Raw genomic sequence first — 13,496 nt, forward strand, 5'->3', positions numbered from 1 at the left:
ACACATCAAAGTTTGTCTTTGAGCAAGTTAAACGATGAATTCGAGATTCCCGAAAATTGAATTCGTTGTATATAATGGGCACTGTTATTAAGTATAACCCCGAAAATAGTTGAGGAACATAAAATGGGCGGTATTAGCATTTGGCAATTACTTATCATCGCTGTCATCGTTGTCTTATTATTTGGTACAAATAAACTGCGTACATTAGGCTCAGATTTAGGTGCATCAGTAAAAGGCTTTAAAAAAGCGATTGGTGACGAAGCAGCAGATAAAGACACCAACAACGCTGAAAAAACAAACAACGACGCAGATTTTGATACTAAAAATTTAGCGCAGAAGACTTCAACAGAAGAGAAGTCTACAACTGAGAGCAAAAACAAAGAGCAGGTGTAAACCGTGTTTGACATTGGTTTTAGTCAGCTGCTATTGGTCATGGTGATTGGTCTTGTTTTTCTGGGGCCAGAACGTTTGCCCGTAGCAGTAAAAACAATTGCTGGCTGGGTAAGGGCATTACGCTCTTTGGCTGCGAATGTGCAAAATGAACTGACTCAAGAACTAAAACTTCAAGAACTCCAAGAGAGCTTGAAAAAAGTTGAAGAGAAAGCGAATTTGCAAACGTTATCGCCAGAGCTGAAAGCGTCTATGGATGAGTTAAAAGAGGCTGCACAGTCTTTAAAACAAACTTATCAAGCACCTACAACGCCAGACTCCACGAAAGAGCAGTCTGTAAAAACCGACTCTACGGAACCTTCACCTTCTGATTTAGCCGCACTTGCTGAAGCTGATGAAGTTAATGATGATGCTAATCGCCATAAACCTGTGGCAGAAAGTATTACAAAGACAGAAGTTCCTGTTACTCAGCCAGTAACAATAGAGAAAAAAACAACTGATCAGGTCAATGGTGAGCATTAAAACATGGCAGTAAATGATACCCAACCGCTGATCAGCCATTTAATAGAACTTCGTAAGCGTTTGATGTATAGCTTAGTTTCAGTTCTAGTGGTTTTTTTAGCGCTGGTTTATTTTTCTAACGATATCTATCAATTAGTCTCGGCTCCATTACTCGATAAGTTGCCAAAAGGGTCAAATATGAGTGCGACGGATGTTGCCTCTACTTTTTTGACTCCGATTAAATTGACAGTCATGGTATCCGTTTTTGCTTCTGTGCCTGTTATTCTTTATCAGGTATGGGCTTTTATCGCACCAGCATTGTATAAACACGAACGCCGCTTGATGCTACCGTTACTTGTTTCAAGTACGGTATTATTCTACCTCGGTATGGCGTTTGCTTATTTTGTTGTGTTCCCTCTCGCATTTGGCTTCTTTGTTAATACGACCCCTGAAGGGGTTAACTTTATTCCGGATATCAGTAAATACCTAAGTTTCGTGATGACGCTCTTTATGGCGTTTGGTGCCGCTTTTGAAGTACCGATTGCGATTATTTTACTGTGCTGGAGTGGTGTAACAACACCAGAAGCGTTAAAGAAAAAACGTCCTTATATTCTTGTGGGTGCCTTTGTCGTTGGTATGGTATTGACACCACCAGATGTTTTCTCTCAAACCTTACTCGCAATACCTATGTACTTACTGTTTGAAATCGGTGTCATGGTATCGCGTTTTTATGTCGGTAATGGTCGAAGAAAAACACCAGAAGAAGAAGCTGAGGAAGCAGAGGCGGAAGCTGAAGCAGAACAGCAAAAATAATTTTAGAAACGATTTTCTAAAATCATATGATATTAGCCCAGCAATAGCTGGGTTAACTTTTTTTAGAGCAACTCTTTTTTAAACTCTTTATTTCCGACTGATTTTTTCACTTCGCTATTTAATATATTTAAAAGCAAAATTGAACGAGCTTCACCATCAGGCTCTTGATATATCGCTTTGATCCCTTGAAAAATACCCTCTGTTATTAACACGCTATCGCCACTATGAGGTACATTTTCTTCGCTATAAGTGAGAGATGAAAGCTGAGGTATTTGCAGTGTATCAATCACATCTTGAGGAACAGTGACAGGATATTGCCCAAAGCGAACGAATGAGTTTACTCCACGCGTTGAGCTAATGGTTGTGGTATGGATCACTTCAGGATCAAACTCTATAAAAAGGTAATTAGGGAAAAGTGGTTCTGTTACGGTAGTGCGCTTTCCTCTTAATACTTTTTCTATGGTTACCATAGGTGTAAAACAGCCCACTTGCTGACGTTCTAAGTGTTCGATAGCACGAGGGATTTGCCCGCGTTTACAATACAGTAAGTGCCAGTTTTTCATAATAGAGACAATGGGTTAGTTAAATTTAATTTAAGCGATGATAGCAAATTTATAATTAAGGTAACAGTTATCTATCAGGGATTAAATAAAAAACAGATTAACGTGGTTTTATACTGAAAAAAGAACAGAAAAGCTGTGTTTATACGCAATAAAAGGGCTTGTTTTTGTTACTTTCACTTAGATCTCGGATAGAGGTAACAAGTTAATAAAAAAGTGATGGCAAAAATAAGAAAAAGCTCTCAAGATAATTATCTTAGAATTTTGTTCATAATTATAAAGAGGTTCTGTAATGGAAGTTTTTTTATTAAGTAACGGAAAAATTGCCGGGGATCCACGTTGGTTAAGTTATGCAAAAGATAATATCGATAGCATGATTAAAAAACGCGGTATTCGTTCTGCTGTATTAATTGCTTATGCCGTTATTCGTTCCGATCATGATCAACGTGCTCGTGATTTATCAGAAGTGTTAGGTATTGAAGTTACTTGTATTGAACATTTTGATTCAGAAGTTGATGCAATCAATAATGCAGAATGTATTTTAGTCAGTGGTGGTAATACTTGGTTATTAAACCAAATGCTGCATGAAAAAGGATTGGTTGTTCCAATTCAACGCGCAGTACGTGAACGCAATATTCCGTATATTGGTTGGAGTGCAGGTTGTAATGTTGCAACACCAACAATTCGTACTACTAATGATATGCCTGTACGCTCCTCTGTTATTATGCCTTCATTAGGCTTATTCCCTGTTCAAATTAACCCACATTACATTGATGCTTCTATCAGTGGTCATATGGGTGAAACTCGCGATGAGCGTATTGCAGAGTTTTGTGCAATTAACCCTGAAGAGATTGTTGTGGCTATCCGTGAAGGGAGTTACTTATATATTCAAGGTGAAGAATTACGTTATTACAGCGCTAAAAATGAAGGTTTTAAAATCTTCCAACATGGAAAAACATTCCCTGAACAGTTTGATACTAAATTACTTTCAGAGTGGGTTCCATTCCGCTGTTTATAAGTATAGTGAACGCTACTAAATAAAAAGCATTGCATTTTAGTGAGTTATGCGTTTAGCTTATAGCGTCTCAAAGAGGGCATTGGCCCTCTTTTCTTTCACTCACTGGCTCGTAAGATTATGATGAAATACCGCGATTTAAGAGATTTCCTTTCATTATTAGAAGAAAAAGGTGAATTAAAACGTATCACCTATGAAATAGATCCCTACCTTGAAATGACCGAAATAGCGGACAGAACTTTACGTGCCGGTGGGCCAGCGCTGTTGTTTGAAAATCCTAAAGGGTATGATATGCCCGTGCTTTGTAACTTATTTGGTACACCAGAGCGTGTGGCAATGGGAATGGGGCAAGATGATGTTAAAGCCCTGCACGAAGTTGGAAAGTTATTAGCTTTTCTAAAAGAGCCTGATCCTCCGAAAGGTTTTCGTGATCTCTTCGATAAGCTACCTAAGTTTAAGCAAGTTTTAAATATGCCAACCAAACGCTTGAGTAAAGCCCCTTGTCAGGAGGTGGTTTTAACAGGTGATGATGTTGATTTAACTAAGATCCCTGTTATGCATTGTTGGCCTGAAGATGCGGCACCTTTGATTACTTGGGGATTAACGGTGACTCGTGGCCCATTGAAAGAGCGCCAAAATCTGGGTATTTATCGCCAGCAAGTGCTGGGTAAAAATAAAGTGATTATGCGCTGGTTATCGCATCGTGGTGGTGCATTAGATTTTCAAGAATGGTGTCAAAAACATCCCGGTGAACGATTCCCTGTTTCTGTAGCATTAGGGGCAGATCCTGCCACTATTTTAGGTGCTGTAACACCTGTACCAGATACATTATCTGAATATGCATTCGCTGGTTTATTACGGGGTAATAAATCAGAAGTTGTAAAATGCCTTTCAAATGATCTTGAAGTACCTGCAAGTGCTGAAATTATCCTTGAAGGTTACATTGAACCGGGCGAGTTAGCCCCAGAAGGGCCATATGGTGATCACACAGGATATTATAATGAGATTGACTCTTTTCCTGTGTTTACCATTACGCATTTAACGCGCCGTAAAGATGCAATTTATCATTCTACATATACAGGCCGTCCACCTGATGAACCCGCAGTATTAGGTGTTGCATTGAATGAAGTGCTTGTTCCTATATTACAAAAACAGTTTCCTGAAATTGTAGATTTTTATCTGCCTCCTGAAGGATGTTCTTATCGTTTAGCCGTTGTAACAATGAAGAAACAGTATGCGGGTCATGCTAAACGCGTAATGATGGGAGTTTGGTCTTACTTACGGCAATTTATGTACACCAAATTTGTGATTGTTTGCGATGATGATGTCAATGCAAGAGATTGGAAAGATGTGATTTGGGCAATTACGACCAGAATGGATCCTGCAAGAGATACCATTATGATGGAGAATACGCCTATTGATTATCTCGACTTCGCTTCACCTGTTTCAGGATTAGGATCAAAAATGGGTCTTGATGCGACTAATAAATGGCCGGGTGAGACAGATAGAGAATGGGGTAGACCTATTGTGATGTCTGATGAAGTTAAGCAACGAGTCGATACTATTTGGGAACAGCTCGATATTCTTAAATAATAACAGAGGAACAACATGGCAATATTGAATTGTAAAGTCTCACTTGTTGAGCCGATGACAAATACGGTTTATCGGGTAAGGTTACTACCTGATGGCGAATTTGATTTTCAGGCTGGGCAATATCTTTTAGCTGTTATGGATGAACGTGATAAACGTCCTTTTTCTATTGCGTCTATACCTGAAAACAAAGACTTTATTGAACTTCATATTGGTGCGTCTGAACTCAATCTTTATGCGATGGCAGTGCTTGATGTGATATTAGAAAAACAGCAACTTACCATTGATATTCCTCATGGAAATGCATGGTTTAAAAAAGAGAGTCAACGTCCTTTATTATTAATTGCTGGCGGTACAGGATTTTCTTATACCCACTCAATTTTATTGGCTGCATTAGCTGAAAACCCACAGCGATCTATTACGATTTATTGGGGTGGAAGAGAGAGCGTTCACCTCTATGATCTTAATGAATTACAAGAATTAACAGAATTGCATCCATCTTTAACGGTTGTTCCTGTGGTCGAGCAACCTGATGAGACTTGGCGTGGACGCAAAGGTACAGTATTAACAGCGATAAGCGAAGATTTCGGTGATTTATCAGAATATGATATTTACATCGCAGGGCGTTTTGAGATGGCTAAAATTGCCAGAGATCGTTTTTGTAGTGAACGCAATGCAGATAAAACACGCTTATTTAGCGATGCTTTTGAATTTATCTGATAAAACGCTATTACCTCGTTATTTGTTATTATTTTCGTTTTTAAAACCATAAAAAAACCCGCCCCTGACGGCGGGAAAATGGTTTCTAACCATGCAATCGAAAAGAATACGTTCCTTACGATCAGAACGTGGATATACAAAATGATGTATTAAACACGTTCTATAATCGTTGCAATACCTTGTCCTAATCCAATACACATTGTGGCCAAACCAAATTGCGCATCTTTACGCTCCATAATATTTAATAATGAAGTTGTTATTCGAGAGCCTGAACAACCTAAAGGATGCCCTAAGGCAATTGCTCCACCATTTAAATTAATCTTGTCATCGATACTGTCGAGTAAATTCATTTTCTTCATGCAGGCTAATGACTGTGCGGCAAATGCTTCATTTAGCTCAAAAATATCAATATCACCTAGTGTTAATCCTGCTTTTTTCAACGCGATTTCTGTTGCAGGAACAGGGCCATAACCCATAATTGCGGGATCACATCCGGTCACTGCCATGGCACGAATAATGGCACGAGGCTTTAAATTGTGCTCTTTGGCATAACGTTCACTGGTGATAAACATGGCAGATGCACCATCAGAAACTGCGGATGAATTGCCTGCTGTTACAGAGCCTGTCGCAGGATCAAACACTGGTTTAAGCTGTGCTAACTCTTCAAGGTTAGGGTTATAACGAATAACTTCATCATTTTTTACATTGATAAAATTACCCATTGCATCATGACCGTTGATAGCCACTATCTCATTATCAAAATAGCCTTGCTGTGTCGCAATCGCCGCTAAATGATGCGAGCGATAAGCAAATTTATCTTGCTCTTCTCGTGAAATTTGGAATGATTTTGCGAGCATTTCTGCTGTTAACCCCATTGAAAATGAGGCTTTAGCAACAGAAAGGTTAAGTGATGGATTAAAATCTGCATTATAAGTCATCGGTACGTGACCCATATGTTCAACACCGCCGATTAATGCTACTTGGCTATCACCCAGCATAATTTGGCGTGCACCATCATGTAATGCTTGCATTGATGAACCACATAACCGGTTAACTGTAACTGCCGGAACCTTGTGTGGAAGTTCAGCCAATAACGCCGCATTACGAGCAATATTAAAACCTTGCTCTAAAGTTTGTTGTACACAGCCCCAAATCACATCACCAATATCATTGGGATTAATATTCGGATTACGTGTTAGTAGTGCTTGCATCAATTGTGCAGAGAGATTTTCTGCTCTGACATGGCGAAATGCGCCACCTTTCGAGCGTCCCATTGGAGTACGAATACCATCAATTATGACAACCTTTTCCATTTCATATCTCCTTAAGCGAGTTCTCTGATGTTAACATCTACTTTTGCGGGCTTTGGATAATAGGTTTCGTTGCGTTGCGCTTTCTGTTTTAAACTTTCAGGGATTTGATAAAGAGGCCCTAATGATGCGTATTGCTGTGCATCGGCAACAAATTGTGCTAATCCGATGGTATCAAGGTAACGGAATACACCACCTCGGAAAGGAGGGAAGCCTAAACCATAAACTAACGCAATATCCGCTTCTGCTGGTGAAGCAATAATACCTTCATCTAAACAACGGATAACTTCATTGATCATAGGGATCATCATGCGAGCAATAATTGCATCTTGGCTAAACTCTTGTGTTTTGCCAGCATTTTGCTGAATAAGCGTTTGAATTTGACCATCAACAGATTTCTGTTTTTTACCCCGTTTATCAACTGAGTAATTATAGAAACCATGATTATTTTTCTGACCATATCGCTGTTGCTCATATAAAAGAGCAATAGCATCTCGCTCAATCGTCCCCATTCTGTCAGGGAAACCCTGAGCCATTACGGCTTGAGCATGATTTGCCGTATCAATACCCACAACATCAAGTAGGTATGCCGGTCCCATAGGCCAGCCAAATACCTTTTCCATCACTTTATCAACAGCAATAAAATCAGCACCATCTCTTAGTAATAGAGAGAATCCCGCAAAATAAGGAAAGAGGACTCGGTTTACAAAGAAGCCGGGACAATCATTAACGATAATCGGTGTTTTTCCCATTTTACTGGCGTAACTGACTATACGATTAATTGTCTCTTCACTGGTTTTTTCGCCTTTAATGATTTCAACCAGTGGCATTCGATGAACTGGGTTAAAGAAGTGCATCCCACAGAAATTCTCAGGGCGCTTTAAAGACTTTGCAAGTAATGAAATAGGGATGGTTGAAGTGTTAGAAGCCAGGATTGCGTTATCTGCTAATAGTGCTTCTGTTTCTGCAAGTACAGTTGCTTTTACTTTTGGATTTTCAACAACCGCTTCAACAATAACATCCGCATCACTGACAGAAGCGTAATTCAATGTCGGTTGAATAGCGGCGAGAGTTTTCGCCATATCTACGGCACTCATTCGACCTTTTTCTTGGCGTTTTTGTAGCAGGTTTAACGCTTCATTCATACCCAGTTCAAGGGATTTTTGGTTAATATCCTTCATTACAACAGGAATACCTTTTAAGGCAGATTGGTAGGAGATCCCACCTCCCATGATCCCTGCACCTAATACAGCAGCCTGTTTAGGTAATTCGGCATGGCGTTTTTTCGTGATATTTTTGACATACTGATCATTAAGGAAAATACCGACTAAGGCTTTTGCAACATCAGTGCGTGTGAGCTTAACAAAGTTTTCAGTTTCGAGAGCCAGCGCTTCATCTCTATTTAGAAAGGCTGCCTTTTCAATAGTTTTTACTGCGGTGATAGGTGCTGGGTAGTGAGGGCCTGCTACTTTCATCACCATACCTTTAGCCACACTGAAAGACATTTTATGTTCAAGCTCTGTCAGTCTTAATGGCGCTGTTTTTGGATGACGTGCCGCTTTCCAATTAATTTTGCCTTCAATTGCTTGCTCGATTAGCGAAATAGCACTTTCTTTTAAATTCTCTAGAGGAACAATTGCTTGGATTAATCCATTTTGAAGTGCTGTGTTAGCATCAACATCTTTACCGGCAGTAATAATTTCTAATGCGTTATCGACACCTATCAAACGAGGAAGACGTACTGAACCGCCAAAACCCGGCATAATCCCAAGTTTTGTTTCTGGTAAACCGATACGTAAATCAGGAGAAGCAATACGAAAATCAGTAGCAAGTACGCACTCGCAGCCACCGCCAAGTGCATAGCCATTGATAGCGGAAACGGTAGGAACAGGTAAGTCTTCAAGTCGGCTAAAAATCTGATTAGAGAAATGTAGCCACTGAGTCAATTCTTCTTCAGGGGCATCAAAAAGGGATAAAAACTCGGTAATATCAGCACCGACAATAAAGGCCGGTTTTTCGGAACGCAAGATAACACCCTTCAGGCTTGGCGTTGCTTCTAATACTGTTAAAGCTTCACTTAGCATTGCAACCGTTTTGGTATCTAATTTATTAATAGAACCTTTGGCGTTAAAAATGAGTTCAACAATACCTTGTTTCACCCAATCGGCTTGAATATTTTCGCTTTGATAGAGCATTTGTATTCTCCCTAAATGTATAGACTGGTATGACCAGATAATGAGAGTGTGAATACTATGTTAAATAAATGCAAATATTTGATTAAAAAACTGCAAGGGTGATCACAGTGAAATTATTCAACTTATTGAATTCTATGTTGTTGCTCAGTTTGATAAAAAGAGGGGAGATAAATCGGTAATAATCTATTTTTGTTATGGGGTTAGCCACTCAAAGAGTTGGCGTGTTAAGCTGAATCATTAACAATGAATAAGATAAGGTAATTAATAATGGAAAAATTGCTCTCTCTGTACCAAGAACATATCAAAACTCTACAAAATCGTACTCGTGATGCTTTATCCAGACACCATCTTGATTCTGTATTAATTCATTCTGGTGAACCTATCCGTGTTTTCCTTGATGACAGTGATTACCCTTTTAAAGTGAATGCTCATTTTAAAGCATGGGTGCCTGTAACAGATGTGCCACATTGTTGGTTATTAGCTGATGGCGTTAATAAACCTAAATTATGGTTCTATTCCCCAGTTGACTATTGGCACAGTGTTGAAGCTTTACCAAATAGCTATTGGACTCATGAAATTGAGTTAATTCATCTCAAAAATGTTGATGATATTCAAAAAGAGTTAGCACCTTATATTAATAAAAATACCGCTTATATTGGTCCAAATACACAGCGAGCAGAATCATTAGGTGTGAGTATTGATAATATCAACAATCAATCTCTTCTTAATTATTACCATTACTATCGAGCTTATAAAACAGGTTATGAATTAGCTTGTATGCGTGAAGCGCAAAAAATGGCCGTCAACGGACATATTGCCGCTCGTGAAGCTTTCCAAGCTGGATTAAGTGAATTTGATATTAATATGGCGTATTTAATGGCTACAGGTCATCGTGATACCGATGTTCCTTACGGTAATATTATCGCTTTAAATGAACACGCCGCTGTTTTGCATTACACAAAATTAGATCATGAATCACCGGATGAATATCGTAGTTTCCTTATTGATGCGGGTGCAGAGTATAATGGTTACGCAGCAGATATCACTCGTACTTATAGCGCAAAAGAAAATCATGAATTTACTTCGTTAGTTAAAGATATGAATGATGCACAACAAGCGCTGATTGCAACGATGAAAGCTGGCGTGCGTTATACTGAATACCATGTTCAAATGCATCGACGTATTGCTGGGCTACTTAATAAATACGGTATTGTTAAAGGTATGAGTGAAGAAGAGATGGTGAGTGCTGGATTAACTACACCATTTTTACCTCATGGCTTAGGGCATGCTTTAGGTCTGCAAGTTCATGATGCAGCAGGATTTATGCAAGATGATAAAGGAACCCATTTAGCGGCTCCTGCAATGTATCCATTCTTACGTTGCACACGTATTGTTGAGCCGGGCATGGTATTAACAATTGAACCTGGATTTTACTTTATCGACTCTCTGTTAGAGCCTTGGAAAGAAGGAAAATACAGTACTCATTTCAATTGGAAGCTTATTGAGCATTTCAAACCATTTGGTGGTATTCGTATTGAAGATAATATTATTATCCACGATAACAAAATTGAAAATATGACCAGAGACTTACATTTAGCCTGATGAAAGCGTATTTGATCCCCGCTGAAACCGTAGAATTCAGTGAAGAAATAAAGAAGAGTCGTTTTATTACATTTATTGCTCACACTGAAGGTATTGATGCAGCAAAAGCGTATATCCAGTCTATCAAAGAGCAATTTCCTGATGCCCGGCACCACTGTTGGGCTTTTGTTGCAGGAAGACCCGATGACTCACAACAGCTAGGTTTTTCTGATGATGGTGAGCCAACAGGTACTGCGGGAAAACCTATTCTTGCACCTCTTTTAGGGAGCGGAATGGGAGAGGTTACCGCAGTGGTTGTTCGGTATTTCGGTGGGATCAAATTAGGAACGGGTGGGTTAGTTAGAGCTTATGGCAGTGGTGTTCAACAAGCATTAAAGCTTTTGCCAACGAAAACGAAAGTGCCACAGTTGCGTTTTAGTGTAGCGTGTGAATATTCACTGGTTTCGTTACTTGAACAAGTCGTTGAACAATATCAAGGGCAAGTGCTTTCAAGTGAATATACCGATAAAGTCACTTTTATACTTTCATTACCTGCCGTGCATAGCGGTGAAGTTGAAGTTAAACTACGCGATATAAGTCGTGGCAGTATGCAATTAATCCCGTTAGATAAAAATGAATAATCTTTGCTACCAAGGAAATCGCTAAATGCATTTTCGTTCAATAACCCGTATTGTCGGACTGCTTGTTATCTTATTTTCTGTCACGATGATCATTCCCGGTATTGTCGCATTAATATATCGAGATGGTGCAGGGCGTGCATTTAGCCAAACATTTATTGTGGCCTTGATTATTGGGTTAATGCTGTGGATCCCCAATCGACATAAAAAAAGTGAGCTTAAGCCTAAAGAAGGCTTTCTTATTGTTGTCTTATTTTGGACAGTACTGGGTAGTGTAGGGGCATTGCCGTTTATCTTTTCTGAACAACCTCATCTTTCTGTTACTGATGCCTTTTTTGAATCTTTCTCTGGACTGACTACAACAGGTGCCACGACACTTGTAGGGCTAGATTCATTACCTAAAGCTATTTTGTTTTATCGCCAAATGCTCCAATGGTTAGGAGGGATGGGGATCATCGTATTAGCTGTCGCTATTCTTCCACTTTTAGGTGTTGGGGGAATGCAGTTATATCGTGCAGAAATGCCGGGTCCATTGAAAGATAACAAAATGCGACCTCGAATTGCAGAAACAGCGAAAGCACTTTGGCTTATCTATGTTTTATTAACGATCATTTGTGCCTTAGCATTATGGATTGCAGGCATGGATGTGTTTGATGCTATTTCTCATAGCTTTTCAACTATTGCGATTGGTGGGTTTTCTACTCACGACGCAAGTATTGGTTATTTTAATAGCCCAACCATTAACATCATTATTGGTGTATTTCTTTTGATCTCTGGTTGTAACTTTGGTTTGCACTTTGCCGTACTAACGGGAAGAAGCTTAAATATTTATTGGCGTGATCCTGAATTTCGTATGTTTATCTCAATTCAATTGGGATTAGTCATTATCTGTAGCGGTATTCTATGGCTTTATTCTGTATATGACACGGGATGGATAACCATAAACCAAGCTTTTTTCCAAGTTGTCTCTATGGCAACAACGGCAGGCTTTGCCACAGATAGCTTTGCACAATGGCCTGCATTTTTACCTCTTCTATTATTATGCTCGGCGTTTATTGGTGGTTGTGCAGGATCAACGGGTGGGGGATTAAAAGTTATTCGTATCTTACTTTTATTCCTACAAGGGAATCGTGAATTAAAGCGCCTTGTTCACCCTAATGCCGTTTATACCATCAAACTTGGTCACCGAGCATTACCTGAACGTATTATTGAAGCTGTGTGGGGATTTTTCTCCGCTTATGCGTTGGTATTTATTATCAGCTTAATGTTGTTGATAGCGACAGGCGTTGATGAATTTTCTGCATTTTCTGCTATTGCCACTACATTAAATAATCTTGGTCCTGGATTAGGTATTGTCGCCGATAACTTCACGACAATGAATCCAGCTGCAAAATGGATATTGGTCGTGACAATGTTATTTGGGCGACTAGAAGTTTTCACACTATTGGTTTTATTTACCCCAACGTTTTGGCGTGATTAACCTAATACAAGGAGTAATGTATGAGCGCGCTATTGTTGTATTGCAGTACTGATGGTCAAACTAAAAAGATAATGACACAAATCGCGAATGAATTAAGACAACACGGTCATGAATGTGATGTGAGAGATTTAACCTCTGTTCAGCAGAGTTTAAATTTATCTGCTTATAATAAAGTCTTAGTGGGCGCTTCGATTCGTTATGGTTACTTTAATAAAGCTCTCGATAAATTTATCACTCGCCATCTTGCACAATTGAATAGTATGCCGTCCGCATTCTTTGGCGTTAATCTTACTGCAAGAAAAGCGGAAAAGAATACACCCGAGACAAATGCTTATATGCGTAAGTTTTTAGATAAGACTCCTTGGAAGCCAACGTTAACGGGTGTTTTTGCTGGCGCACTTTTTTATCCTCGTTATAAATGGATTGATAGAGTTATGATCCAGTTAATTATGAAGATGACTAAAGGTGAAACGGATCCTACAAAAGAAATTGAATATACGGATTGGAATAAAGTAAGCGAATTTGCAACGCATTTTGCTAAAATTGAGTGATATTTAATCTTTGCTGTGGGGTTTTTATACGTCTTGTTGGAGTTTTGAACGAACGGTAAATTATTTTAAAAAAACACTTGCGCTAATCCGAGATCTCCCTATAATGCGCATCCACTGACCGGCGATGAGCAAACAACAAGCCACGCAGGACG

The 13,496-nt window shown here is 39.2% G+C and carries 13 protein-coding genes; 10 read left to right on the top strand and 3 right to left on the bottom strand.

The window, feature by feature from the left end; all coding sequences use genetic code 11:
• Positions 1–123 precede the first annotated feature (123 nt).
• Genes tatA through tatC form a run of 3 tightly spaced genes read left to right on the top strand, consistent with a single transcriptional unit; the run spans position 124 to position 1,704 of the window.
• Positions 124–393 (top strand): twin-arginine translocase TatA/TatE family subunit, encoded by a 270-nt coding sequence (gene tatA / locus CBE70_RS02185; RefSeq protein WP_006535549.1) that lies wholly within the window; start codon positions 124–126, stop codon positions 391–393.
• Between the two features lie 3 nt (positions 394–396).
• A complete protein-coding gene (gene tatB / locus CBE70_RS02190; RefSeq protein WP_100158025.1) occupies positions 397–912 on the top strand; it encodes a Sec-independent protein translocase protein TatB in 516 nt (171 codons plus the stop codon).
• A 3-nt stretch (positions 913–915) separates the two neighbouring features.
• The gene (gene tatC, locus CBE70_RS02195; protein ID WP_100158026.1) at positions 916–1,704 is read left to right on the top strand and encodes a Sec-independent protein translocase subunit TatC; all 789 of its coding nucleotides are present in this window, start codon (positions 916–918) and stop codon (positions 1,702–1,704) included.
• A gap of 62 nt (positions 1,705–1,766) precedes the next feature.
• Here tatC and rfaH read toward each other — a convergent pair whose 3' ends face one another.
• Complete coding sequence (gene rfaH, locus CBE70_RS02200) at positions 1,767–2,267, bottom strand: transcription/translation regulatory transformer protein RfaH (protein WP_100158027.1); 501 nt, start codon at positions 2,265–2,267, stop codon at positions 1,767–1,769.
• 289 nt (positions 2,268–2,556) lie between these two features.
• Between rfaH and pepE the strand changes: the two genes are divergently transcribed.
• The 3 genes from pepE (at position 2,557) to fre (ending at position 5,589) form a co-directional block, all read left to right on the top strand.
• Positions 2,557–3,282: a dipeptidase PepE gene (pepE, locus tag CBE70_RS02205; protein ID WP_100158028.1), complete on the top strand. Its 726-nt coding sequence runs from the start codon at positions 2,557–2,559 to the stop codon at positions 3,280–3,282.
• 120 nt (positions 3,283–3,402) lie between these two features.
• Positions 3,403–4,872 carry a 4-hydroxy-3-polyprenylbenzoate decarboxylase gene (gene ubiD / locus CBE70_RS02210; RefSeq protein WP_036914642.1) on the top strand — a complete coding sequence of 490 codons (1,470 nt, stop codon included), beginning with the start codon at positions 3,403–3,405 and terminating at the stop codon, positions 4,870–4,872.
• A gap of 15 nt (positions 4,873–4,887) precedes the next feature.
• Entirely contained in the window at positions 4,888–5,589 is a 702-nt protein-coding gene (gene fre / locus CBE70_RS02215) for an NAD(P)H-flavin reductase (RefSeq protein ID WP_100158029.1), read from the top strand.
• Positions 5,590–5,738: 149 nt separating this feature from the next.
• On the opposite strand, the gene fadA is transcribed toward fre, so the two are convergent.
• Both fadA and fadB read right to left on the bottom strand, forming a co-directional pair.
• The gene (fadA, locus tag CBE70_RS02220) at positions 5,739–6,902 is read right to left on the bottom strand and encodes an acetyl-CoA C-acyltransferase FadA (RefSeq protein ID WP_100158030.1); all 1,164 of its coding nucleotides are present in this window, start codon (positions 6,900–6,902) and stop codon (positions 5,739–5,741) included.
• A gap of 11 nt (positions 6,903–6,913) precedes the next feature.
• On the bottom strand, positions 6,914–9,094 hold the full coding sequence (gene fadB / locus CBE70_RS02225; protein ID WP_100158031.1) for a fatty acid oxidation complex subunit alpha FadB: 2,181 nt from the start codon (positions 9,092–9,094) through the stop codon (positions 6,914–6,916).
• Positions 9,095–9,361: 267 nt separating this feature from the next.
• On the opposite strand from fadB, the gene pepQ reads away from it, so the two are divergent.
• The 4 genes from pepQ to hemG are packed head-to-tail and all read left to right on the top strand — an operon-like array spanning position 9,362 to position 13,344.
• Positions 9,362–10,696 (top strand): Xaa-Pro dipeptidase, encoded by a 1,335-nt coding sequence (pepQ, locus tag CBE70_RS02230; RefSeq protein WP_100158032.1) that lies wholly within the window; start codon positions 9,362–9,364, stop codon positions 10,694–10,696.
• A complete protein-coding gene (locus CBE70_RS02235; protein ID WP_100158033.1) occupies positions 10,696–11,316 on the top strand; it encodes an IMPACT family protein in 621 nt (206 codons plus the stop codon). The genes pepQ and CBE70_RS02235 overlap by 1 nt, the downstream gene beginning before the upstream one ends.
• 25 nt (positions 11,317–11,341) lie before the next feature.
• Positions 11,342–12,793: a Trk system potassium transporter TrkH gene (gene trkH / locus CBE70_RS02240; protein WP_100158034.1), complete on the top strand. Its 1,452-nt coding sequence runs from the start codon at positions 11,342–11,344 to the stop codon at positions 12,791–12,793.
• A 20-nt stretch (positions 12,794–12,813) separates the two neighbouring features.
• Positions 12,814–13,344 (top strand): menaquinone-dependent protoporphyrinogen IX dehydrogenase, encoded by a 531-nt coding sequence (hemG, locus tag CBE70_RS02245; RefSeq protein WP_100158035.1) that lies wholly within the window; start codon positions 12,814–12,816, stop codon positions 13,342–13,344.
• The last annotated feature ends 152 nt before the right edge of the window (positions 13,345–13,496 follow it).

Source organism: Proteus columbae (assembly GCF_002777965.1).
Lineage (GTDB): Bacteria > Pseudomonadota > Gammaproteobacteria > Enterobacterales > Enterobacteriaceae > Proteus > Proteus columbae.

What these genes read in the sequence shown, in the direction of transcription:
- fadA (WP_100158030.1), bottom strand. Translation starts at nt 6,902, where the DNA reads ATGGAAAAGGTTGTCATAATTGATGGTATTCGTACTCCAATGGGACGC.
- ubiD (WP_036914642.1), top strand. Translation starts at nt 3,403, where the DNA reads ATGAAATACCGCGATTTAAGAGATTTCCTTTCATTATTAGAAGAAAAA.
- trkH (WP_100158034.1), top strand. Translation starts at nt 11,342, where the DNA reads ATGCATTTTCGTTCAATAACCCGTATTGTCGGACTGCTTGTTATCTTA.
- pepE (WP_100158028.1), top strand. Translation starts at nt 2,557, where the DNA reads ATGGAAGTTTTTTTATTAAGTAACGGAAAAATTGCCGGGGATCCACGT.
- fadB (WP_100158031.1), bottom strand. Translation starts at nt 9,094, where the DNA reads ATGCTCTATCAAAGCGAAAATATTCAAGCCGATTGGGTGAAACAAGGT.
- rfaH (WP_100158027.1), bottom strand. Translation starts at nt 2,267, where the DNA reads ATGAAAAACTGGCACTTACTGTATTGTAAACGCGGGCAAATCCCTCGT.
- fre (WP_100158029.1), top strand. Translation starts at nt 4,888, where the DNA reads ATGGCAATATTGAATTGTAAAGTCTCACTTGTTGAGCCGATGACAAAT.
- pepQ (WP_100158032.1), top strand. Translation starts at nt 9,362, where the DNA reads ATGGAAAAATTGCTCTCTCTGTACCAAGAACATATCAAAACTCTACAA.
- CBE70_RS02235 (WP_100158033.1), top strand. Translation starts at nt 10,696, where the DNA reads ATGAAAGCGTATTTGATCCCCGCTGAAACCGTAGAATTCAGTGAAGAA.
- hemG (WP_100158035.1), top strand. Translation starts at nt 12,814, where the DNA reads ATGAGCGCGCTATTGTTGTATTGCAGTACTGATGGTCAAACTAAAAAG.
- tatC (WP_100158026.1), top strand. Translation starts at nt 916, where the DNA reads ATGGCAGTAAATGATACCCAACCGCTGATCAGCCATTTAATAGAACTT.
- tatA (WP_006535549.1), top strand. Translation starts at nt 124, where the DNA reads ATGGGCGGTATTAGCATTTGGCAATTACTTATCATCGCTGTCATCGTT.